Raw genomic sequence first — 22,887 nt, forward strand, 5'->3', positions numbered from 1 at the left:
ATTCAGACTGCGATCGGAATCGGCCGCTATGAATCTGGGTATTCGAACCCTGCTATCACTCACCCTTGCCGGAATAGTCTTCATCACCACCAGCCTTGTGAATGGGATTGTCGACTATGAGGCTTCGCACCGTTTACGGAATGAGTTAGGGGAGCAGTATTCTGAACTCGCCTATCAAATGGCGGATCGGTTGGATAGGGGGATGTTCGAAAGGCTCAGTGACATGATCAACGTGTCCAGTCTCCCCACTATCCGCAATCTCAATGGCTCCCAGGCGGAGCTGCAGCGCAATATTCTGGAAACCCTCAAGCGAACTTACGGCTATTACGCCTGGGTGGGTCTCACCGATGTTAACGGTGTGGTGCTCCGAGCTACCGGTGGTCTGATGGAAGGGGTGGATGTTTCCAGCTTGCCCTGGTGGAAAGAAGGGCATCTCGCCCCTTATGTTGGCGATGTAAGAGATAGCGAAATGCTTGATCGCTATCCGCGTCAGGGAGATCCGACGCAACCTCTGCGTATTGTGGACTTCGCTGCGCCGATTCTCGGGCCGGATGGCGCGCCAATTGGCGTAATGGGCGCTCACCTTAATTGGGACTGGGTCAAAGAAGCCGCATCCAGCCTGCTGCAGCAACGCAACAAAGATATAGAACTGCTGGTGCTCTCAAAGGATGGCGATGTTCTGCTAGCGCCTGAAAATACGCCTTTTACGAAAGTGACGCTTCCAGATTCGCTCAAAGGCAACGAAACCCACATTATGACTTGGCCCGATGGTCAGAAGTATTTGACGGGCTTTTCAGGCACCAAGGGGTTCCTTGAATACTCCGGGCTTGGGTGGACAGTCATTGCGCGACGGGAAGTCTCCCAGGCCCTCGGTCCGGTTCGGCAGCTGAGTGCGGCAATATGGATGTGGGGAGGCTCGATTACTATTATTTTTGCCATGATTGGCTGGATGATCGCGGCGCGTATTTCGCGTCCTCTAAGAGAGCTGGCGGCTTCCGCGGAAGCGATTGAGCGCACGGATAGCCAACTTTCCTACACGGAATCATTCGCCCCCAGAGAAATTCGCGGATTGGCGGCGGCCTTGCGGGATATGCTGGAGAAGCTGCGAAATCGAGAGGAAACCTTGCAGCGCCAGTATTCGGAGCTGCAAATGCTGTACGAAGGCTCACCGGTTGGCATCGCTATGATTGGGCAGGACTTGAACTGCCTGCGCATCAATACCCGTTTGGCGGACTGGTTTGGGGTGGATAATACGTGGGTGGTGGGGCGTAATATCCATGAAATCTCCAGTGAGTTGATGGAGTGGACCAAACCGGTGGTATTGAAAGTATTGGAGTCCGGGGCCCCGGAATTTGGTATTGAGATGAGGATGAATGAGAGCAGTGCAGGTAAGTCGCGGCACTTTTTAGCCTCCTGTCTGCCCTTGTTTGAAGAGAAGAAAGCATCTGCAGTCGCCGTGGCGTTACTGATCAGCGAAATGACCGCGCAGCGACAGGCGGAATACTTCGCGACTCACGATACGTTGACGGGGCTGCCCAATCGACGTTTCCTCTCTACTTTTATTACGCAGGAACTAGCGGTGGCCCGGCGACAGAACAAGAAAGTCGCTGCGCTGTATCTGGATCTTGATCGTTTCAAAGACGTCAATGATAACCATGGACATGACATCGGCGACGCGCTGCTTCAGGAGGTGACGCGCCGATTACGTCAAGTGGTGCGCGAGTCGGATTTGATCGTCAGGTTGGGGGGCGATGAATTTGTGGTGGTGCTCCTGGATATTAAAGGCGTTTCCGATGTTACGCGGCTTGCGGAAAGCATTATCAAGAGCCTGTCTGCGCCATACATATTTGCAAGCGTCGAAGTGCGCACCTCCCCCAGTATCGGCATCGCCGTCTATCCTGATGATGTCTCTGGTGAGTCCCAACTGCTTTCCTGTGCGGATGAAGCCATGTACGAAGCCAAAAAAAGCGGTCCTGGACAGTATCGGTATTACGCAGACCTGGATGGCGCCGAAGAGTAGCCTGGTGCTGTAACATCGCGGCAACGTCTTCATTTACCTCACAGGCATTTACTCGTCGTCATGCGTCCTGTATTTAATGACCGCCAACGCTAAGTATTTCATGTGTCTATCGATTAAGGAGTAGCATGTACGATCAATCCGTTATCGTCTTTGAACACTATTTGCGGCGTTTGTCCGTCATGTTGAACCGCCTGGAGGCATATGCTGAGACGGCGTCTAAACAGGAAGCAATACTGCAAACGAGTCTCGCTCGAGGAATGTTCCCGCTTGTACAGCAGGTGCGCACGGCGATCGGTTTTTCTCTGCGGACCTGCTATCCGCTAGCCGGGTTGGAGATACCAGAAATACAGTCTCGTGAAGACACTGTCATAGATCTGCACCGTCAAATTCAAGAAGCAGAGCGCTATTTGCAGGCCTTGTCAGCGCAAAGTTTTACCAAGGCTGCAGAACGGGAAATTGTGACGACAGCCGGGTTCAAAGAGTTGCGATTGGATGGTCAAACTTTTCTAACCCAGTACGCATTGCCGAATTTTTTCTTTCATCTCAGCATGGCCTACGCAATTTTGCGACATTGTGGGGTTCCAGTTGGGAAGGGGGACTTCGATGGTTTTCATGAGTATCCCCCGGGATTTGCATTTTGAGCCTCATGAACCTTGACCTTCGCACCTAGGTCACTTCTCGGGGTTACTTTTGGGGTTGTTTTGATTTGGAAGAGGTGAACTATACTGAGGTGGCTTAATCACCGGTTGCGTTCAGTGCGCAAGCTAAAATCAATATAAGGAGAGTGATCCATGGAAAAGTTGTCCGGCGAACCTGAAAAGGGGAGTAAGACTGACCGTATTGAAGAGCAGTATTCGTTCAAGTCCCGTTTTGTGTTTATTTTCGGCGAGATCAACCATGAAATGGCGCAAGCGACCTGCCAGCGCTTGATAGCCTTGGCGGAAGACTCGGAAGACCCTATCAGAGTGCTGATATCTTCTCCCGGCGGGCATGTGGAGTCGGGAGACGCAATTCACGACATTATTCGTTTCATCCGCGCGCCGGTCGTTACGGTAGGCGCTGGATGGGTCGCCAGTGCGGGTACGCATATCTATTTGGCGGCGGAAAAAGAGCATCGAGTTTGTTTGCCCAATACGCGCTTTATGATTCACCAACCTGGCGGCGGCGCAGGCGGTCCTGCCTCGGATATCGCCATTCAGGCGAAAGAGATCCTGAGAGCCCGTGAGCGTATCGCCCATGTTGTCGCCAGACAGACGGGCAAACCATTCGAAAAAGTATTGGTGGATATAGAAAGGGATTTTTGGATGAGTCCAGAGGAGGCGATGGATTACGGCATTGTCTCCCGTGTAATCGAGTCCTACAAGGATCTCCAGTAAACTTTATATTCTCTACTGCTTCATGAGCGCGGTTTAAAGCGCTCATGATTTATTTATAACGATTTATATAACCGACCTTATCGAATATATACTTCTGGCGCGAAAAATAGATAACAATGTATCTCTATTTCCGCCTCAGCCTTCTGATACTAAAGAGATTTTTAGAGTCATTTGGCTCTAGAGCATAGGAAAAAATATCAGCCTCGTCACTATCCTATTCAGCCGATAAAACTGAAACTTGCAACATTCTTCTCAAAAATATTAAAAAAATTAAATCATTGAGAAACTTTTTGGAAAACATGTTGTATTCTCAAATGACCGGCGGACCTCTCATGCATATAAAGTCGTTATCAAAATCCAGTGTGTTCTCCGGCAGTAACCCCTGATGGGGGCTATTCGCTCTTTTCCATTTATCCAGCGCTCGTAGTCGAGGGAATAGACCTGTATCAGGGTTCTATCAATAAGGAAATAATAAGGAATTCAGTATGAGGAAAAATACTGCTTTGGGATTCGTAACTTTGTTGGCGTGCAGTTTCATGTCCAATATAACGGCGGCCGAAACGGTCACCATTAATAACTCGCCATCAAATGTTCCTGCTATTCACTCTAAGTTCGTCCCGCCTGGATTTATCAAACTCGCCAATGAAAAACGTATGATGGCCAGCGCCGCTGCACGGGAAATTAATCCAGCGGATCTTGTACGCCAATTAAAGGAAAATAACGGCAGCGTCTCGGTGGCCAATGTACTGAAGGATGTAAAAGGTTTATCCAGTTCCTTTGTGAGTCAGGCGCAAAGCGCAGAAAGAAGCGTCCTGAACAAGAAAGGCATACGGACAAAAGGGGAAACATTACTTGAGTTGCGCATAGCCGCTCCGCAGATGATGTCGCAGTTACAAGAGGGCGTGGAGCCTCTCTATGCCTACGAACCGGATGGGGACGAATCTTCCTGGCAGTATATTGAAGCCTATGACAGCAATGGCGGTTTGCACTTGCTGGATGTGTGGAATATGCCGGAACAGCCCGTTGTCGTTGTCGACATCAATGCGAAAAAGGATATGCAGCTTGGTTTGGCGCAGATGCGTGAGGTTTTTTCTCGCTCCGCGTCTAAATCCATTCAGATAAATAAAGCTCAGTCGGATAGCATTGATGTGACCATACTGGACAGCATCCGTTTGGAAGACGACGAAGAGCCATGGATCTCTGGCAATGCTGAGGTATACGCGATTGTGACAGGCGTTGACCCCAGCAGGGATGAGCCGGCGCTGGATATTGTGGACATGCCTTATCTCGATGAAGACGGCAAAACTTATTACCCCAACCAGGTTGTCGTTTATTGGGATAGATATCGTTGGGGCGCAGCGAATATCATTTTGATGGAGCATGACGACAACACCAACTATCAAACGCTGGCGCAAAAACTTCTGACTACCGCCGCTGAAGTTTTGTCAGCGCTGGGGCAGCCGGAGATTGGGGCATTGGTGGCTTTAGGCAGCGGAATTGTCGAACTGATGCCAGAACACTGGTTCAGCAACGACGACGACTATCTGGACTCTTTCTATACATTAGAAAAGAGTATGCACTATGGAAATCACATGGGCGTATCGGGTAATGCGATGACGACTATGAGACCCTACACGTTGAATGGAATTAAATAACGGTAAATAAGCAGGCGCGTAGATGCGCCCGCCAAATAAAAAAGGCCCACTCCAGGAACAGTTATAACTTTTGTGGAGGGGCCTTTCGAATGCCTCAATATTATTCCAGCACAATCAAGCTACGATTCTTTTCTACGGTCTTCTCACCAATACCTTTAACCAGCGCCAACTCGGAAATATCTTTGAAGGGGCCGTTGGTGGTGCGAAACTCTATAATAGCTTCGGCTTTTTTAAGGCCAACGCCATTGAGTGCTTTTGCTAATGCTTCGGCGTCCGCCGTATTAATATTCACCACATTCTGTTGCGCGGCCGGCTGCGTTTGCTGTGGCGCGACGTCCGTAGCGAATGAAACATTAGCGAAGGCGAGAGTAAAAGCGAAGAAAATAACGGATAGCAGTTTTTGCATGTGAAATCACTCCATTGAAGTATTTGATTTAATATCCACCGATCCCGGTGGTGGCGCTATTATGCTCAATGCGTTTAAAAAAGCTGTACGCTTTATTCTGAATTTTTCGTAAGAAATAACGTACGACTGTAAGAAATGCTCCATATACCTCTTGATATTTATTTATTTTTAATTACATTGTTATGGGATGATTGTAAACCCGATCGAATAACCCCCGGAGCTATAAATGAATAAACTATCTGCTTATATTGAAGCAAAAGCCGCCTACGAAAACCTCAAGAAGAAAATTGAAGCATTGGAGAGCGATGAGAGTGTTAAGAAAACGTTAGAGTTTCAAAAGAAACTACAGGACTTAATGGATAAATACGGGGTATCCAAAGAAGAAGTCGTTCGTATGTGGAATAAAGACGAGAAACCCAGTGCGACTGATAAACGTCGTGGCGTTCGTCCTTTGAAAGTATACAAAAATCCTCATACTGGCGAAGTGGTTAAAACCCGCGGCGGCAACCATAAAGTGCTGAACGAGTGGCGCGGTAAGTACGGTAAAGAAACCGTCGACAGCTGGATCAGCTAAGCTTCTTGGCGCTACCTGCAGTGCTTTCCGGCAGGTGGCGCGCACCAAAATCAGTCACCTAATGCATTGATTTGGTTAAATAATGCGCAAAAATTAATTTTCCTCGCTTCCTACACATTCCAAAACATCTCTCCTATAATCCTTTTAAATAGCTGTATCTAATTATAATAACGCCAGCTCTCCTAATCAGAGTGGTATCAGACAACTACAATAATCGGTAATAAGGGTGAAGGAATCACTAATTCCGGGGAGGAAGTCTGTACTTGCCTTGCTCCTGGTCTGGTCACTTAATGCGCATGCTTCGCCATGGGCGGATACTGACGATATCCGTCTGCGTCACAGCCTGCAGCTACTAGTCGATTCAGGGTACGCCAACCTGAATGTGATGGCGTGGCCTATCTCCTGGTCCAGCATTGATAGAGAATTGATGCTGATCGACCGCGCAGAACTCCCTTCCGACCGTATTCGTACCGCTTTCGACTATGTCCAATTTGAATTACGCCGCTATAAGACTCAGAGCGCTCATTTTGAAGCTCAATTCTATGCTTCCAGTCGTTCTCCTTTCCTAAAAGGCTTTGGTGACAGTTTTACAGAGAAAGATGAAGCATGGTTGCAAGCGGAATTTTTGGGTAGTTTTTTGGCTGCCGGCATACGTGTCGGCGGCGTCAATGGGGATTATGACGAGACTCCTACTGCTCGGGCCGACGGCTCTTATATTGCTGGAATCTTCGGTAATTGGGTTTTTGGCATCGGCGCAATTGACCGCTGGTGGGGACCGGGGTGGCAATCCAGTCTTATTCTTTCCAATAACGCCAGGCCGGTCCCTGGCGTGTTCCTGCGGCGTAATGCCGACACTTCTTTTGAAACACGCTGGCTTTCCTGGTTAGGGCCCTGGAGCTTCGAAATGTTTGGTGGTCAATTGGAGGGCGAGCGTGCTGTCCCTGACGCCAAACTACTAGGCGCTCGTTTCTCTTTTAGACCGCTGCAAAATCTGGAGTTTGGATTATATCGGGTTGCTCAGTGGGGAGGAGAGGGGCGTCCTCAGTCAATTTCCAGTTTGGTTGATATGTTGTTGGGGAGAGACAACATCGGAGATGGAGGGGTCGTTGCTGAGAATGAGCCTGGTAATCAGTTAGCCGGTATCGACCTGCGCTTTTCCCTTGATTTTGATTCGCTTCCCTCCGCCCTCTACCTGCAAGTGGTTGGAGAAGATGAAGCTGGAGGCCTACCGTCCAAGAGGCTATGGCTCGGTGGGCTTGAGAGCTCATTTGGTCTAAATGACTGGGATTACGGTTTTTTTCTTGAAGCGGCGACAACATCGGCGGGGGGGATTTTTGGATCTCTTTCTTCCAATGTTGCATATAACCATCAAACTTACCTGACAGGTTACAGATATCACGGACGCTCTATTGGAGCCTCGGTGGATAATGATGCGGAAATATATTCCATTGGACTGCGTTTAATTGCCCCGAGTTCTACGGTGATAACAGGGTCTGTTGCAAAAGTGCGCGCGAACATTGACAGCGCGCGAATTGCCCCTTCGCCCAGCGGAGAGTTTTATGAAGAGTCGCTATGGGAAGCACAGCTGGCGTATCAGAATGAATGGGGAGGGTTGCGGTATGAAGTCGGCTGTAACTATTTCTCTAGAGAATTAATCAACGATTATGCCGCAAGTGGCGACTTCCTGGTGTGGCTTGAAGGGACATATAGATTTTAATAATGAAGAACGTATATATGCACAGTATGTATAAAGCTATAGCGATAATACTTCTCTGGGGATGGAGCTTGCTCTCAGGCGCTCAGATGCTAACGCAAGAGCAAGTGCAGCAGTTTCTTTCGCTTCCTGAGGCGCAACAAAAGGCGCTGGCCCAACAATATGGCCTGGATATAAACGCATTAAAAAAATCACAGGCCACCACAAGCAAGAAAAGACTTGAGCCGGCTCCGGAATCGCCAGTCAGGCCTTTGTCTTCTGAAGAACAAGAGCGACTTGCTGACAGTGGTGGACCTGACAGTCGTATTGATGAGTATGGATATGAATGGGAGCCGGACGAAGGGGCTTACTCTTATGAGCAAGACTGGCTGTTGCGCGATGATGAGCCGCCTGCCGATAGAGATCTGGGTCAAGATGGAGAGTATGAGAGAGATAGAAGCTGGTCTTCAAGGGAGGAAAACAGGGAGCGTTATAATAAGGATCGGCGTAACAAGCAGTTCAGGACTGACCGCCAAGACAAACGAGAACAGTTGGATCAGCGGGAGTGGCGAGAAAGACGAGAGAGAGAAGAGAGACCTGATGCGCCTTCTACCGCCAATAAAATAAAACCATTTGGCTATGACCTATTTGCTGGTGCGCCAACCACGTTTGCACCAGTCACTGAAATACCTATACCCGCAGAGTATATCGTTGGACCTGGAGACACTATCCGGGTGCAGATGTTTGGCAAAGAAAATCAACTACACGAGCTGATAGTTACCAGGGACGGTCAGATTCAGATACCTCAAATAGGACCAATTCCCGTGGCGGGCTTGTCTTTCAACGAGTTGAAAGATCAATTAACACGTTTGATTCAACAAAAATTTATTGGCGTTGAGAGTGCTATTTCCCTGGGCGAGCTAAGAAGCATAAGGGTGTTTATCCTGGGCGAGGCAAGAACGCCGGGGGCTTATACAGTAAGTTCGTTATCTACCATGACTAATGCTCTGTTTGTCAGCGGAGGAGTGAGGCCTACTGGTTCGCTACGTAATATTCAGCTTAAGCGCCAAGGTAAGCTGATTTCCGCTTTGGATTTGTATGACTTGCTGCTGAGCGGAGATACAAGCGCTGATCATCGCTTGCAGCCTGGCGATGTCATTTTTATCCCTCCCAAAGGTAAAGCTGTGGGCGTTGATGGCTATGTTCAACGCCCTGCTGTCTACGAGCTGAAGAATGAAAAGACGATATCTGAGGTTGTAGAGCTGGCGGGGGGGCTTCGGGCGGAAGCCTACCCGAAGTTCACCAAGGTGGAGCGGGTCGCCGATGGCTTTAAAAAGACGGTGCAGGACGTGAATCTCCTTACCAAGCAGGGGGAAAGGTTTGGCGTCAAAAATGGTGACTTAATTACTGTCGGCGCCGTGGATGAACTTGTGGAAGGCTACGTGAAAATCTTGGGCGAAGTCAGCCGCCCAGGGGTATACGACTGGAGTCCGGGGATGCGGGTCAGTGATGTCTTGCACTCCATCAAATCAGGCTTAAAACCTTTGTCGGACCTGGAGTATGCGCTGATAGTCAGAGAAAAGGGCGCCTATAAAGACATTGAAGTTATTCACGTCAAACTAGGGGAAGCCCTTTCAAAACCAAGTAGCGCTGCAAATGTGGTTATGATGGATAAGGACCGGCTGCTGGTTTTTGATCGATATCGCAGCAGAAGCAAAATGCTGGCCGGACTGTTAAGAAAATTAAAGGCGCAGTCGAGCCCGGCCGAAAAAGAAAAAACATTCTCCGTTCTTGGAACCGCTCGCCTGCAAGGTAAGTTTCCGTTACCTGAAAACTACTCTGTGAAGGACGCTATCATTGCTGCAGGGGGGATAGACCCAGCCGTAACGGACCTCAATTACGCGCTATTGATAAGAGAGGTCAACCCGCGTGGAGATATTGCAGTTAAGGCGCTGGACTTGGTAGAAATTTTTTCTGACAAGCGAGATGCCGGCTATACGATTAAGCCCTTAGATAAGCTCATTCTCTTTAATAAAGATGCAATCAGGGAGCCGCTTCTTGAAGACGTTATTAGCAGGTTGCGAGAGCAAGCGCGCCCGGGCCACCCCCCTCAGTATGTGACCATTGGCGGCGCGGTGAAGTTTCCCGGCTCCTATCCTGTTACGGAAAAATTCTCAATTGATCGGCTCATTCGTGCGGCGGGGGGATTGCTCGACTCTTCATATACGCTGCAGGCCGAAATATCGCGCATAAATGTCTCTTCTGCAAAAAGCGACTTGGAAGTATTTAATGCGCCTGTAAATACGCTGACTGATGGCGTGACGAGCGAGCTAAAAGCTATGGATAAGGTATTTATAAAAACTATACCTGAGTACGCGGAGCGATATACCGTCACTTTGGAGGGGGAGGTTCAGTTTCCGGGAGAATATGTAGTTAGAAAGGGTGAGACGCTATCGCAAGTTATCGAGAGGGCTGGGGGATTCAGCTCGAACGCCTTTATTAAGGGGGCGATCTATACAAGAGAGCGTCTGGCGGAGTTGGAGGCGGAGAGGTTGAAAGAGGCGGAGGCGCGCTTGAAAAGGGACTTGGCCTCACTGCAACTGCAATTGGCCAGGGAAGGCAACCCTGGGCAGGAAATATCTACATCTGATCTGGGCACATTGGAAAACTTGCTTAGCCAAGTCAAAGAGAGCAAGCCTCTGGGTCGTCTGGTAATAGACTTGAGTGCGTTGATGCAGGGGGATAAGAAACAAGATGTCATTTTGCAGGAGGGAGATAGATTAATCGTTCCTCCAGTCACGCAATCTGTGACGGTTATAGGAGAAGTCCAGTTTTCCACCAGCCATATCTTTTATCAAAATCTTTCCGTTGAAGACTATATTAAACGGAGTGGCGGCGAAACGGCTCAAGCGGACGCGGGACGTACTTATGTTGTAAGGGCAAATGGCTCCGTTTGGCTACCAGGCGGTTCTCCTTGGTTTAGCAGTGGTACAGAGAAGATAGGGCCTGGAGACACTATCGTAGTGCCTCTGGAAACGGACAGGCTTAGTAAGCTACAGCTTTGGACGAATGTCAGTCAGATCTTCTATCAGATCGCTTTGGGAGCGGCGGCGGTTGCAAGTTTATAGCGTAAATAATTCCCTGGTGTAACTACATTAATGTAGTTACTGTTACTTTGTTCAGGAGGGTTTATGAAAAGATTTTCTATCCAGATAGGAAGAGAAATGACCTTCTCTATGGACTATTGAACTATGGAAAGAAAGACTTTTCCTGTTATTGAAACGTACAAGGATAACGAAGTCAGTCTTAAGGACATGCTTCGCACCTTGTGGAAGGGGAAGTGGCTAATAATATCCATAACCTTCATTTCAATTTTTTTTGCGATATTAATGGCGGTTAATAAACCGAATATATATAAGTCATCTGTATTGTTGACGCCGGCGCAGGAAGAGCAAAGAGGGGGGCTTGCAGGTCTTGCGGGGCAGTTTGGAGGGTTGGCCAGTATCGCGGGACTTAATATTGGCGGAGGGAAGTCTGAAGTAACCGAGGCGCTGGCTATCCTGAAGTCACAAGATTTTCTCACGCATTTTTTGAAAGAGGAAAATATTAAGTCCTCTCTGTTTATTAAAAACTGGGATAAAGAGAGTGGACAGTGGAAAAAGCCCGGCTCTCTACTAGGCGGGCTCTTAACTTGGTTAAAGGGAGATGATGAGGAGGAATTATCTTCTCTCGAACCTTCCTGGCAAAAAACCTATCAGGTCTTTGTAAGTAAGCATTTAAGTGTATCTGAAGATCCTAAATCCGGGCTGGTAACGGTTTCTGTCATGGCGTATGAGCCAGAAGAGGCGGCGCATTGGGTAACCCTCCTGATTAATAAACTCAATAGCCATGTAAGGCTACAGAAAAAAGCTGAAGCCGAAAGAAGCATAGATTATCTAAATGAACAGATAAGACTCACTGTAAATGCTGAAATGCAAAGAGTTTTATATCAGTTAGTTGAAGCGCAGGCCAAAGTGGCTATGTTGGCTAGCGTCAGGGAGGATTATGTGTTCAGGGTGATCGATCCTGCGTTTGTGCCAGAGCAAAAATATAAACCAAATAGATTTCAAATGGTGATCGTTGGCGCTATCGCAGGGTGTGTTTTTGGGGTTTTATTAGTTTTATTTATTCAGATTTTAACTGAAAGCAAAAAAAGTGAGTAAGCCTGTTATTGTTGTCCTTGCATTATCACTATTTATATAAATGATATGAGGATCTATCAAGCTAATGTGTGGAATAGGCGGTTTCTACTATAAACCTTCACACTGCGCGAACCAGAATGGCGCGGCGTTGCTTAAAGGGATTCTGGAAAAGCAGCGGCATCGCGGCCCTGATGCTTCCGCTTATTGGCTTAATAAGTCGAAAGCAATAGGGCTTTGTCACTCCAGGCTGGCTATAGTTGATTTATCTCCCCAAGGCAATCAGCCCATGCATAGCCCCTGTGGTGACTTGACCGTAGTTTTTAATGGAGAGATATATAACTATAAAGAACTGCGAACCCGGTATGAGGCGCTTGGATATACATTTAATTCCAATTCTGATACTGAGGTTTTACTGGTCGCCTACCGGGTGAAGGGAGAATTGTTTCTTGATGAGCTAAGAGGGATGTTTTCCCTCGCACTATTTGACCATCAGAGAAATATCCTGATTTGCGCACGGGATCCTGTAGGCAAAAAGCCTTTCATATACGCTGAAACTAGTAGCGGATTTTATTTTTCTTCTGAGATCCCCGCATTGGGAGTGTTTACGGATATCAACAGAAGTATTGATCACTCCGCCTTGGCGGCGATGCTTTTACATAATCTTCGTCATATTCCTGAGCCACATACCGCTTTTCAAGGGATTAAAAGGCTTAGGCCAGGCCATGCAATGATTGTTCGCGAAGGAAGGCTGGAGTCGATGTGGCGGCATTGGAGTCCCACTCCCGGCATGGTGAGAGACGCCGCGGAACTGCGTGATGTAATTGAGAACGCTGTGGCTATACGGTCCCAAGCTGATGTTCCTGTTGGCGCCTTATTGTCGGGCGGGGTAGATAGCTCCGCTATTGTCGCTTTGATGAAAAAGCACACCAACCAAACTATTCGAACCTATGCCTTCGGAGCTGGCCCTGAGGATGAAGATTTGTGCAGGGCGAGAAAGGTAGCGAGACTTTTCGGAGTGAGTCATAAGGAATTTTATTATGACGCTGATAGGCAATTTCAGGTTTTTAAAAGCTTGTTGGCGACCTGGGGGGAGCCAATCATGCTGTTGCCGCTTATTCATACTTATGAAATGTCTGAAGCGATTCATGAGGATGGAGTTAAGGTCGTCATGAGCGGAAATGGCGCTGATGAGCTGTTCTTCGGTTATACCGGTCATTTCCATACTGCAAAAATATCAAAGCTTTTAAGCGGCATAGCTTTATTTCTGGCATGTGCTCGAATTGCACCTGACAGTTGGAGAAAGGGGCCGCTAAAGTTTTTACTAGAAAGGCCTGGATTAAGGAAAGCGGCATATTATAAGTATAAGGCGGCTGAACAATGGCCTTTGATTATTCCTCCTGACATAGCCAGGACCATGCTGAACTATGTTTCCGAGGAAATGAGTTATTGGGGGCCGCTTCTTCCAAATAAAGATTTCATCGATGAGTCCAACTATTTGGCTTTACTAATTGAGAATGCCCATTCAATAACAATTTCGTCTGATCTGCCCGCAATGATGGCTTCAGTGGAATTTCGAGCGCCTTTTCTTGATAAAGAAGTTATCGCAGCTGCGATGGGAATACATTTTAAAGATAAGGTGCGCAAAGGGGGAAGTGGAGAGGGTCTGAAATATATTCTCAGGGAGGCGGTGGGAGACTTGATCCCAAAAGAAATACTGCATGCGCCAAAGCGAGGCTTTGGTATGGGGATTCAGGAAGAAGATGTTTTAAAGGGGCCATGGCGAGATGTAGGAAATCGTCTTTTTACCGGAGCGGATGACTGCGAGGGCCTATTTGACGCAAAAAACCTGAATGGTGTCTGGAATCGGTACCTGGGAGGAGACAGCCGCGTCGATACAAGCACTGTCGCGAGGCTCTTCGCCATACAACTCTGGAGGAATCATGAGAGCGCTGACTTCTGAAGCGGAAGCCCTTTGGTTGGACTTCTTGAACAACTCTGACAATAGAGGGCACGCGGAACGGATTATTTTGGGCGACAGCCTTCAACGTCATTACGAAGCTTGTTCTCAGTCATCTCGCGAGGTAGTTCGGTGGGTCTCCCAGTACGTAGACAGAAATAATGTAAAAAGCATTCTTGAGGTTGGCTCTTCTATTGGAATGAACTGCGTGGCCCTCGCTGAAGAGTACCCGGGAGCTAAAGTGACTGGTATTGAGCCTGAACACGAAGCGGTTAATGTGGCGGAAGCTTTATCTAAGGAGGTTGCTACTTGCCGATTTGTTCGGGGCTTCGGTGAGAGCCTACCTTTTGAGGATGGTGAGTTTGATCTGATTTTATGTAGTACGGTGATTGAGCATGTCAGGGACGTAGAGAAAGTCATCAGTGAAATGACGCGGGTGCTATCAAAAAATGGAGTGATATACATTGAAGCGCCAAACTACATATGGCCCTATGAGCCGCACTTACAAATATGGACGATACCAAAGCTGGGAAAAAAATGGATGTCTTTGTGTGCTCTGGTTCAGGGTAAGAGAAAACAGGCGCCCTTTTTAGATCACTTGCAGCTTGTAACGCCTCATCAAATTAAGAAATTACTGCTTAATAATGAACTTGCCATCAGAAATGTATTTTATGAAAAAGTAGAACGCTTATTGCTCGGTAACTCTGTGGCGATAAAGGCGTACCCTGGCATAGCAAAGGCCCTTCGTATGCTGAATAAATTAGGGGTGGGAAAGGCAGTAATCAGCGTGATATTCCTAATTGGGCTTTACCCCAGTCTTATGTTTGTCGCTAAAAAGGGACAATGAATTGCTAGCCTTGGCGTCAATAAAAGTTATAAAGCCATACTTAAGCACTCTTTCAAGTGGTTATATCCTGATGTTCGTAACAATGCTGACTCAGCTTATTACGATACCTCTATATCTTGACCAGTACGAAAAGTGGGGGTTTGGAGTTATTTCCATGATGCTTGCCGCAATACCTCTCCTGGCATTAGGAATAACTTGGGTTAGCGGCGGAGGGGCGCGTCTTATGGGAGAAGCGGTTGCTAAACAGGATATTGCTGGCGCCCGTCAGATCTACTCAACATCAAAGTACCTATTTACAGGTTATGGACTTATAGTTGCGGCGCTGCTTGCGATAATTGGAGTTTTCTTTCAGAGTTACTGGCTTAGCGGGGCTCCTGACTCCTATGCAATATCTAATTTTCACTCCTTAATTGCATGCTTTTGTATATACATTGTCATCCAGTATGAGTTTTCCGCTGAGCTGGCTGCGTTTGCTGCGACGAAAAAACAGCACGAAGGTAATGTATTGCAGGTTATAAGCCCTTTGATTATGGCTGTCTCAGTATATCTTATGATCTTGTCTGATATCGGTATGCAGGCGGTATTTATAGCCATGGCGCTTGGCTTCCTGATAATGCGAATATGCACCCACTTTTACTGGAGGAAAATGTCCAGCCACGGACATTATGTGATTTTACAGCGCCCAGATAGGGCGCAAATAGAAATCGCCTCTAGAATGCTTAAGAGCTTTGCGGCAGGGTACTCAATATATGGAGTATTACTTCTATTTATATTCTCGGATGTAATCATTGTTGGGTATTTAATGGGGGCGGAAGCCGCCGCTACTCTCACTCTGATTTGGAAAATCCCTAATCTTCTGATGCAGACATTGTGGAGAATTCCCGGATATGCTGAGCCATATGTCATTCACATGGATGCCAAAGGTGAGAAGGAGAGTTTGCGAAATCTCTTCAAAAAAGGATTTTTCGCTTATGGAGTGATGTGCTTTGTGGCGGCGACGGTGTTTTACTTTGCAGGAGAAAGCATACTAAAGGTATGGGTGGGTAATATTTCCGAGCTTTCAGGCGATTTTAATTACTTAATGTGCGCCGGAGCTGTTTTCTTTCTTAGTCTTGCCCGATGGCCGGTTAGCTTCCTTTATGCAATGGTTAGATTGCGTATGCTGATAAAAGTTATGGCTGTTGAGTTGGTTTTTAAAATTGCACTAATAATTTCACTGTATGACTATTTTGGCTTTATTTCTCCAATTGTGGCGGTAAACGTTGAATATATACTAGGGCTGGCTCTAGCCTATTACTTTATAATAAGAAAAGAGAGATTGATCTAATGAAGATATTAGCGATTCATGTCGGTCATAATTCCACTGTCGCAGCTATGGAAGATGGTGAGATTAAAGGCGCGTTAAGTCAGGAGAAGCTGGATAATAAGAAGAACTCCGCAGATTTTCCGGTGGATGCCATTCGCTCTCTTTGCAGAGAGGTGGGATGGCGTACGGACGAGATAGATAAAGTGCTGATAGCAAGCTTGGAGGTCTTTCCTGCTATTTGTTACGACTATCTATTTGGGTCTACTCCAGAAACCCAGACTTCCCTGAGCATAGCGGAGCTTATCAAAAGAGCCGAAAAAGGTATCGCCGGACGTTTGGCTCCTAAAGCATTTGACCGACTTAGGACTATTCGGGCGAATCAGCTAAAGGAGATGGGGGTAGAGGAGTTACAAGTTAACTTAAAAAAAGCAGGACTTGAGCATAAATCCATAGAGCATATTGAGCATCATACCTGTCATGCTCGTGCGGCATTTCACTCATTTTGTTCAACTCCATCAAAAAAAGACGCACTTATATTTACCTTAGATGGTAGCGGCGACGGCCTATGCTCCACTGTGAGCATTTCTCGCGCTGATGGCGGTTGGGAGAGGTTGGCTGAAACGCCGATGAGGTCTTCCCTGGGGGGGATATATAGTAACACCACTAGATTTTTAGGCATGAAGATACTGGAGCATGAATATAAGGTAATGGGATTGGCTCCTTATGCGAAAAGCTACTACCTGAAAGCCTATGAAAAGATTTTTAAACCGGTAATAGATTTAGATCCACATAACCCGCTTAGCTTTTCTTCCAATGTGGATACGACAAAATTCTACGATTATCTGGTGGAGAATGCAGTTGGAGAGCGTTTCGACAATATCGCCGCCGCGTTACAGCATCTAACGGAAGATCTATGCATTCGCTGGATTAAAAGTGGAATAGAGAAAACGGGACTGCGGGATATATTTGTTGGTGGCGGAGTTTTTATGAACGTCAAGCTAAACCAGCGAATTAAGGATTTGGAAGAAGTCGACACTGTCTGTTTTATGCCTTCATGTGGCGATGAGTCTAATCCCATTGGCGCTTGTTATGACTATGCTGCGAGAAGCGGTCATCCCACAAAACCATTGAAAGACTTATTTCTGGGGATCGGATACTCAAGGGAGGATTTCGTTGATTACATAGAAAAAACGAGGTTGAGTGAGAAGTATAAGATTCAAGAGTTTGATGAGATAGAAGTAAAAATTGCGCAACTGCTTGCAAGCAAAAATGTCGTTGCAAGATTTCATGGCCGCTGTGAATGGGGAGCCCGTTCATTGGGTAATAGAGCCATATTGGCGCACCCAAGCTATATGGAAAGCTTCTACACAGTTAATGATTTGATTAAATCCAGAGACTTCTGGATGCCTTTCGCTCCCAGCATCCTCGAAGAGCATGCTTCTCTGTATTTGCAAAACTATGACCCTGAAAAATCAGAAGCGCCTTATATGATATGTACATATCAGGCGACAGAGGAAGGGGTCGCCCAGCTGCGCGCTGCGATCCATCAAGGGGACCACACGTTGAGGCCTCAGGTCGTCAAAAAGCAAGTGAATCCTGACTATTACAGGCTGATCCATGAGTTCCATGGCCTTACAGGCGTAGGAGCTGTTTTAAACACGAGTTTCAACCTTCATGGCTATCCGTTAGTCGCCACGCCAGAGCAGGCAATTATGACTTTTGAGAACTCAGGCCTGCAATATTTGGCGCTTGGAACATTTTTAATCTCAAAATCATAGCGTTGCTATGGGCCAAGAATACAAGGTACGCAATTATGAACGATATAGTGCGGCTCTCAGAAGATAGAGTGGCTTATTTTGATCATGACTCCACTGCTGTACATGCTGTTTCACCGGTTGTAAACACTGTTCGCTCACTTCTCAATAATCCGGCTTCAGTTAATTTGTTGGATGTAGGAGGAGGGAATGGGACTTTTTTGGATACTATGCTGAGCTCTATGCCTGAATCAAGGGGGACAATTGTCGAGATGAGCCAAGTAATGGCTGACAAAAATACATCCCGTCACAACAAAGAGGTCGTATGTGATAACTACTTGGATTGGGCTAACAGAAAGCTAGATAGTAATGAGAGGTTCGATGTCATTTTTTTTAATTTCGTACTCCATCACTTTGTCAGTGAAAGCTGGGCGTCATCTGTAGCATTACAGAGGAAAGCTTTAGAAGTATCCAGAGAGCTACTTACAAAAAATGGTGTGATTATTGTTTATGAAATTCACTATAACGGAGGGTTGTATAACGAGGTAACGAGTAAAATAATATTCGGAATTTCGTCCAGCAGGCTGTTGGCTCCGTTTGCGAAATTTATGGGAGCTAATACTGCAGGATTTGGTGTTTGTTTTCACTCAGAACCTTTTTGGAAAGAGCTTTACTATAATCAAGGGTTGGTGTGCAAAAAAGAGTATTTGATAATGAAAGGGGCTTTTGAAGGCTTTATGCCGAAGCTTCATAAGGTTTTTTTGAATATAAAAAGTATGAATTATAAAATCCACTTTGTTGGAAAATAATAGAAATGCTTTTAGCCTTTCTCATAGTCTCTTGTGCTTTGGTTGTTGGGCTTTGGCTATACGATACTTGTCGTCTGGGTGTCTCCAAATCCTGCTTGAATCATTTTTGGTTTTTCTCGCTGTTATGGATAATATATTTTCCATTTAGAGGGGTTTTGATTGATCAGGGAATAATTTCTCTCCAAGTTAGCAGGGATTGGCGTGAGTCAGAGCTTATTATTTCGCTATTAGTGGCATTCTTGTTTTGGGTTTCTGCATTTTTCGGCTATTTGTCATTAACGGGCAGCAACCAGCATTTTATAGCGAAGAGAGAGGTGGCGGTAAAGTATCCAGGGATTAAGGTGTTGGTGTTAGTTTCTCTGGCCTGGGTTTTCCTTTTTGGTCGAGTTATACAAGACGGTGTTTTTGTCCCATTTCAAGGTAACGAGCAAAACGAGATGAGGACGGGGGGAGGGCATGTATTCCTATTTTCAGAACTCTATTTGAACGCGTTTTTCTCCTATGTATGCATTATTTGGATTTATAAAAGGAGGCCTGCTAAAGATAATGTTTTTTGGATTGTCGTTTTGGCTGTATTGATTACATCTCTTGTTATGACAGTTGCGCTGGCTTCCAGGCGTATTATATCAATGACAATATTTGTTTTGGCGGTGTGCTATATTTTAAGGCGGCGGCGCGGAGTGGCGTTGGCGCCAGCTTTGATACTTTCTTCCATATTTATGGCGCCACTTCTGCAGACTTTGAGATATACTGATCCGTACTTATTTTTATCTGAAGATATATCTGTCAGCAAGATAATTCTAAGTGCATTTGTGATGAGAAATTTTCTTACTTCTTTATCTTCCTCTTTTGAAGGTATCGACCACTTAGCTGCGTTTTTGGAGAAGGCTGATTTTAATCAGATTGTATTTGGAGTTGATGGCGGTGTGGCTTGGGTTTTCAACTTTTTTTTAGGGGCTGTTCCCAGGGCGTTGTGGACAAGTAAACCTGAAATATATGGAAGCATATCTGAGCAGAAGTTTCTTTATCCTTGGATGTATGAAAACGGATCAGCTACAACAACTTTGCCATCAAGCTTTGTTGTTGATTTCATGTTCGGGATGGGTTTTTTTGTAGGTATTTTCTTTGCCTTCTTTTTGGGAAGACTGCTTAAAATTCTCTATTTTAAATTATGGTCTAATGATGAAAATTATGCCGGAAAATCAATTTCCATATTTGTTTTGGCAAATATTTTTAATATAGTCAGAAGTGGAACTGGATTTACTCAGCCGTTAATTATATTTTTGATCTCATCGGCAATTATATTAGGCCCGCGCCGTATATATGCAGAGGTTAAGGAAATGGTTGAGATCGTGCTAGGGTTAAAATGCTGTAAAGTTGAGGGTGATGTAAAGGATTTGGCGTTGAATTCTGGTTAATATTATGAGTGCAATATATTTCTATCCCCATGGCTACTTTAGAGACCGTCAACTTGATACGGTTAGGAATTGGCCAGGAGAAGTCGCTAACCCAGATGTTGGCAAACAGGTGGGAAAGCAAGTCGCCTCTAAAAAGTCTATTGCTGGCGCTGGTATAAAATCTTGGGTTAATAGAGTGCCATTGATTAACTTTAAGGTCAGGCCCAAGGGGCTTGATGATCATACTGTTGTCTATGTATGGGGGGCTTTAGTCCTATCTGGAAAGTTTATTGTAGATTTAGATAACCCTTATAGCCTTACTGGCTACAATATTAGAGCTTTCGGGTTATATAAGCCTATATTGAGGAAAATATTGCTTTCTGAGCGCTGTGTTCAGATAAGATGTATGAGCCGCGCTTGCCTAGAAAACTTGCGGCTTACTTTGGGGGATGATGTGGCTGATAAAGCAGTTGTATCATATCCCTATATGCCTGTGGTTAGAGAGACGAATGTAACTCATCTTGCTAGAGGGGGAGGGGTTAAGAGATTTCTTTATATATCTACTCAGTTCGATATAAAAGGTGGGCGGGCGCTAATAAACGCATTTATAAATGCCTATAAATCATCTCCCAATATTTCTTTGGATATGGTAACTCATCTTCCTGATAAATATAAAGATTTGGTTGCTAGTTGCCCTGCTATCCATTTTCACCCTGCAGAATATAGCCGGCGCGAAATAGCAGAAAAATTTATGAGCCATTGTGACGTTTTGATTCATCCAACCTACGTGGACTCATTTGGGATGGTGGTATTGGAGGCGATGTCATACGGAATGGCGCTAATTGCCACTGATGTGTACGCCATATCAGAAATGGTCAGGAATGAAGAGAACGGGGTTTTACTGCGGCCACCTATTTCGATATGGGATAAATACCTCCCATCTCCGTACTACTATCAACTTGGAAATATAAAGTCATTGATAGAAAGAGCGGATGATAGTGTTTTCTCTCGAGAATTGGAGAAAGCGATTGTCCATGTCGCTGAAGACGAAGAGCGTTTAAAGCGGTACAGGAAGAACAGCCTGGAGATTTTTTTGAGGGAGTTTGGCCGTCATGCTGCTTAGCGTTATTGTGCCTGCATTTAATGCCAGTGCGACTATAAGCGCGACTTTAAAAAGTATTAGCGCTTCCCTGGTAGATATCGCCTTCGAAGTGGAAGTAGTGGTGGTGGATGATGGAAGCGACGACGGTGATTCACTTGTGATCGCCATCAAGGACTATCCTTTTGTGCGCTTGGTCGTGCATGAGTCTAATAAGGGGATGTGCGCCGCTCGTAACACAGGAATCAAGGCCAGCCGAGGCGATTTTGTTACGATCCTGGATGCGGATGATGAGTTTGTCGAAGGTTGGCCAGAGCGACTGCTGTCAATTATTTCTGAATGGCCGGAAGATTGCCAATTGTGCTACAGCGCATGTGTAAATTCTAACGGCGCGCCTACTGTCTCAGAGCCAGCTTATCGTGGCAGATTGACCTACGAGGATCTTTTGAATGAAAGGCATTCAGGAGAATATTTGCCTGTTTTTCGTGGAAATTTTGTAAGAACTCAACTATATCAAGACTTAGGGTTGCGAAAGTCTTGTGGGGTAGTTAGTTACCTCTATTTCGCAAAAGAATGCGACTTTTGGATTACCCCCATCATTTTAAGGATATATCACGATCAAAGGCAGGGCTCTGTTTCCAGTGGTTGGTTAACGGAAAAGAAAGCCAGGGAGACGGCCCTTTGTTATGAGAAGCTCTTTCAAGAATTCAGCGCTGAGTATCGGCGGTACGCTCCCAGAGTTTATCACACCAAAATGTTACGCTACGCCGTATACAGAAAAGTCGGCAACCTGTCAGGAATATGGCGTCCCTGGCTGCAGGGCTTTTCCATGCGCGCTATACCCGAGTTTCTAGCTACGGCTTTTATTCTTGTTATGGGAGAGGGGGTAATGCGCCCTCTTATAATGTTCGCACGTAGAATCGGAGTGCTGAGAAAATATGGATAACACACTGGACGACTCTGAATTTTATGAAGATTTTTGGCGTGACGCAGGCTATCAGTATGCGTATGCGATGGATTCGGCGGTTAGAGATCGTTTTCCTGCAATCGAGAAAGTCTGGGGAGGGCTGCGTCGGCCGCATCGGGTCCTGGATTTCGGGTGCGGCAATGGCGTTCTGTCATACTGGATGTATCAGAATAGCTTTGCTTATAAGGTGCTCGGTGTAGACGTCAGTAGAACTGGAGTTCGTAATGCACACCGGGAGTTTGCTCAACCGGGATTGGATTACAGGGTTATTACGTCACCAATGAACGTCAGGCAGTTGGGCGAGTTTGATGCTGTCGTTTCTTCCCATGTGCTTGAGCATATTCCAGATGTTGATGAAGCGCTGGCGTCATTGAAGGGGGTCGCCAAGTGGTATGTATTTGAAGTGCCACTTGAAGACTGCCTGTTTCAGACACTGAAATGGTCTCTTTTAAACAAACCAAGGTATGAAAACTCACTTGGACATGTACAGTTTTGGACGCGAGAAAGCTTCCGTAACTTGCTTGCAAGTCATGGATATGTGGTTATACGTGACTATATCTATGCTTCAGCTCCATTTTCGCCATATAACAATAAGTGGGTCAGGATGGCTGAAAAGCTCCTTCTGCGGTCTGCAGGATTAAATATATACTCTAAAATAATGGCTACGCATTATATTGTGTTGGCGAGTGAAAACCCTTGGCAGTAATTTTCTTAATGGATCGTTATGTGATTTGTTAGCAGTATATTTTTATAGTTGGTGTTTAAAGGGGGCTCGTTTTTGAAGGTGAAAAGGTGAGCTTGATATATGAGTGGTCTGGAAAGTTGATAGTAAGGATATTAAAGGCG

18 protein-coding genes are annotated in these 22,887 nt (G+C 46.1%); 17 read left to right on the plus strand and 1 reads right to left on the minus strand.

The genetic code is table 11. The features are described from left to right. Positions 1–28 precede the first annotated feature (28 nt). From KP814_RS05235 to KP814_RS05250, 4 genes are all read left to right on the plus strand, one after another. Positions 29–2,020, plus strand: coding sequence for a diguanylate cyclase domain-containing protein (locus KP814_RS05235; protein ID WP_216735764.1), 1,992 nt, complete (start codon positions 29–31; stop codon positions 2,018–2,020). Positions 2,021–2,145: 125 nt separating this feature from the next. Continuing rightward, entirely contained in the window at positions 2,146–2,661 is a 516-nt protein-coding gene (locus tag KP814_RS05240; RefSeq protein ID WP_216735765.1) for a DUF1993 family protein, read from the plus strand. A 150-nt stretch (positions 2,662–2,811) separates the two neighbouring features. Then, positions 2,812–3,396, plus strand: coding sequence for an ATP-dependent Clp protease proteolytic subunit (locus KP814_RS05245; RefSeq protein ID WP_216735766.1), 585 nt, complete (start codon positions 2,812–2,814; stop codon positions 3,394–3,396). A gap of 485 nt (positions 3,397–3,881) precedes the next feature. Beyond that, the gene (locus tag KP814_RS05250; RefSeq protein ID WP_216735767.1) at positions 3,882–5,051 is read left to right on the plus strand and encodes a DUF3103 domain-containing protein; all 1,170 of its coding nucleotides are present in this window, start codon (positions 3,882–3,884) and stop codon (positions 5,049–5,051) included. Between the two features lie 100 nt (positions 5,052–5,151). Here the strand turns inward: KP814_RS05250 and KP814_RS05255 are convergent, their stop codons facing one another. Beyond that, complete coding sequence (locus KP814_RS05255) at positions 5,152–5,457, minus strand: helix-hairpin-helix domain-containing protein (RefSeq protein ID WP_127969748.1); 306 nt, start codon at positions 5,455–5,457, stop codon at positions 5,152–5,154. 226 nt (positions 5,458–5,683) lie between these two features. On the opposite strand from KP814_RS05255, the gene KP814_RS05260 reads away from it, so the two are divergent. From KP814_RS05260 to KP814_RS05320, 13 genes are all read left to right on the plus strand, one after another. Beyond that, the gene (locus KP814_RS05260) at positions 5,684–6,031 is read left to right on the plus strand and encodes a histone-like nucleoid-structuring protein, MvaT/MvaU family (RefSeq protein WP_127969749.1); all 348 of its coding nucleotides are present in this window, start codon (positions 5,684–5,686) and stop codon (positions 6,029–6,031) included. Positions 6,032–6,257: 226 nt separating this feature from the next. Beyond that, entirely contained in the window at positions 6,258–7,748 is a 1,491-nt protein-coding gene (locus KP814_RS05265; RefSeq protein ID WP_216735768.1) for a capsule assembly Wzi family protein, read from the plus strand. Positions 7,749–7,765: 17 nt separating this feature from the next. Further along, entirely contained in the window at positions 7,766–10,852 is a 3,087-nt protein-coding gene (locus tag KP814_RS05270; protein ID WP_216735769.1) for an SLBB domain-containing protein, read from the plus strand. Positions 10,853–10,975: 123 nt separating this feature from the next. Then, positions 10,976–11,926 (plus strand): Wzz/FepE/Etk N-terminal domain-containing protein, encoded by a 951-nt coding sequence (locus KP814_RS05275; protein ID WP_216735770.1) that lies wholly within the window; start codon positions 10,976–10,978, stop codon positions 11,924–11,926. 64 nt (positions 11,927–11,990) lie between these two features. Continuing rightward, positions 11,991–13,865 carry an asparagine synthase (glutamine-hydrolyzing) gene (gene asnB / locus KP814_RS05280; protein WP_216735771.1) on the plus strand — a complete coding sequence of 625 codons (1,875 nt, stop codon included), beginning with the start codon at positions 11,991–11,993 and terminating at the stop codon, positions 13,863–13,865. Further along, the gene (locus KP814_RS05285; RefSeq protein WP_216735772.1) at positions 13,846–14,709 is read left to right on the plus strand and encodes a bifunctional 2-polyprenyl-6-hydroxyphenol methylase/3-demethylubiquinol 3-O-methyltransferase UbiG; all 864 of its coding nucleotides are present in this window, start codon (positions 13,846–13,848) and stop codon (positions 14,707–14,709) included. Before asnB ends, KP814_RS05285 begins: the two co-directional genes overlap by 20 nt. A gap of 154 nt (positions 14,710–14,863) precedes the next feature. After that, positions 14,864–16,036 carry a lipopolysaccharide biosynthesis protein gene (locus KP814_RS05290; RefSeq protein WP_216735773.1) on the plus strand — a complete coding sequence of 391 codons (1,173 nt, stop codon included), beginning with the start codon at positions 14,864–14,866 and terminating at the stop codon, positions 16,034–16,036. After that, positions 16,036–17,793, plus strand: a complete 1,758-nt coding sequence (locus tag KP814_RS05295) for a carbamoyltransferase C-terminal domain-containing protein (protein ID WP_216735774.1) — start codon at positions 16,036–16,038, stop codon at positions 17,791–17,793. Before KP814_RS05290 ends, KP814_RS05295 begins: the two co-directional genes overlap by 1 nt. Positions 17,794–17,828: 35 nt before the next feature. Next, complete coding sequence (locus tag KP814_RS05300; protein ID WP_216735775.1) at positions 17,829–18,578, plus strand: bifunctional 2-polyprenyl-6-hydroxyphenol methylase/3-demethylubiquinol 3-O-methyltransferase UbiG; 750 nt, start codon at positions 17,829–17,831, stop codon at positions 18,576–18,578. A 5-nt stretch (positions 18,579–18,583) separates the two neighbouring features. After that, complete coding sequence (locus KP814_RS05305) at positions 18,584–19,996, plus strand: hypothetical protein (protein WP_216735776.1); 1,413 nt, start codon at positions 18,584–18,586, stop codon at positions 19,994–19,996. A gap of 4 nt (positions 19,997–20,000) precedes the next feature. Beyond that, the gene (locus KP814_RS05310) at positions 20,001–21,098 is read left to right on the plus strand and encodes a glycosyltransferase family 4 protein (protein ID WP_216735777.1); all 1,098 of its coding nucleotides are present in this window, start codon (positions 20,001–20,003) and stop codon (positions 21,096–21,098) included. Continuing rightward, positions 21,088–22,020, plus strand: a complete 933-nt coding sequence (locus tag KP814_RS05315; protein WP_216735778.1) for a glycosyltransferase family 2 protein — start codon at positions 21,088–21,090, stop codon at positions 22,018–22,020. Before KP814_RS05310 ends, KP814_RS05315 begins: the two co-directional genes overlap by 11 nt. Continuing rightward, positions 22,013–22,747, plus strand: a complete 735-nt coding sequence (locus KP814_RS05320; RefSeq protein ID WP_216735779.1) for a bifunctional 2-polyprenyl-6-hydroxyphenol methylase/3-demethylubiquinol 3-O-methyltransferase UbiG — start codon at positions 22,013–22,015, stop codon at positions 22,745–22,747. The genes KP814_RS05315 and KP814_RS05320 overlap by 8 nt, the downstream gene beginning before the upstream one ends. The last annotated feature ends 140 nt before the right edge of the window (positions 22,748–22,887 follow it).

The organism is Hahella sp. HN01, from assembly GCF_018986435.1.
GTDB lineage: Bacteria > Pseudomonadota > Gammaproteobacteria > Pseudomonadales > Oleiphilaceae > Hahella.

What these genes read in the sequence shown, in the direction of transcription:
- KP814_RS05235 (WP_216735764.1), top strand. Translation starts at nt 29, where the DNA reads ATGAATCTGGGTATTCGAACCCTGCTATCACTCACCCTTGCCGGAATA.
- KP814_RS05240 (WP_216735765.1), top strand. Translation starts at nt 2,146, where the DNA reads ATGTACGATCAATCCGTTATCGTCTTTGAACACTATTTGCGGCGTTTG.
- KP814_RS05245 (WP_216735766.1), top strand. Translation starts at nt 2,812, where the DNA reads ATGGAAAAGTTGTCCGGCGAACCTGAAAAGGGGAGTAAGACTGACCGT.
- KP814_RS05250 (WP_216735767.1), top strand. Translation starts at nt 3,882, where the DNA reads ATGAGGAAAAATACTGCTTTGGGATTCGTAACTTTGTTGGCGTGCAGT.
- KP814_RS05255 (WP_127969748.1), bottom strand. Translation starts at nt 5,457, where the DNA reads ATGCAAAAACTGCTATCCGTTATTTTCTTCGCTTTTACTCTCGCCTTC.
- KP814_RS05260 (WP_127969749.1), top strand. Translation starts at nt 5,684, where the DNA reads ATGAATAAACTATCTGCTTATATTGAAGCAAAAGCCGCCTACGAAAAC.
- KP814_RS05270 (WP_216735769.1), top strand. Translation starts at nt 7,766, where the DNA reads ATGCACAGTATGTATAAAGCTATAGCGATAATACTTCTCTGGGGATGG.
- KP814_RS05275 (WP_216735770.1), top strand. Translation starts at nt 10,976, where the DNA reads ATGGAAAGAAAGACTTTTCCTGTTATTGAAACGTACAAGGATAACGAA.
- asnB (WP_216735771.1), top strand. Translation starts at nt 11,991, where the DNA reads ATGTGTGGAATAGGCGGTTTCTACTATAAACCTTCACACTGCGCGAAC.
- KP814_RS05285 (WP_216735772.1), top strand. Translation starts at nt 13,846, where the DNA reads ATGAGAGCGCTGACTTCTGAAGCGGAAGCCCTTTGGTTGGACTTCTTG.
- KP814_RS05290 (WP_216735773.1), top strand. Translation starts at nt 14,864, where the DNA reads ATGATGCTTGCCGCAATACCTCTCCTGGCATTAGGAATAACTTGGGTT.
- KP814_RS05295 (WP_216735774.1), top strand. Translation starts at nt 16,036, where the DNA reads ATGAAGATATTAGCGATTCATGTCGGTCATAATTCCACTGTCGCAGCT.
- KP814_RS05300 (WP_216735775.1), top strand. Translation starts at nt 17,829, where the DNA reads ATGAACGATATAGTGCGGCTCTCAGAAGATAGAGTGGCTTATTTTGAT.
- KP814_RS05305 (WP_216735776.1), top strand. Translation starts at nt 18,584, where the DNA reads ATGCTTTTAGCCTTTCTCATAGTCTCTTGTGCTTTGGTTGTTGGGCTT.
- KP814_RS05310 (WP_216735777.1), top strand. Translation starts at nt 20,001, where the DNA reads ATGAGTGCAATATATTTCTATCCCCATGGCTACTTTAGAGACCGTCAA.
- KP814_RS05315 (WP_216735778.1), top strand. Translation starts at nt 21,088, where the DNA reads ATGCTGCTTAGCGTTATTGTGCCTGCATTTAATGCCAGTGCGACTATA.
- KP814_RS05320 (WP_216735779.1), top strand. Translation starts at nt 22,013, where the DNA reads ATGGATAACACACTGGACGACTCTGAATTTTATGAAGATTTTTGGCGT.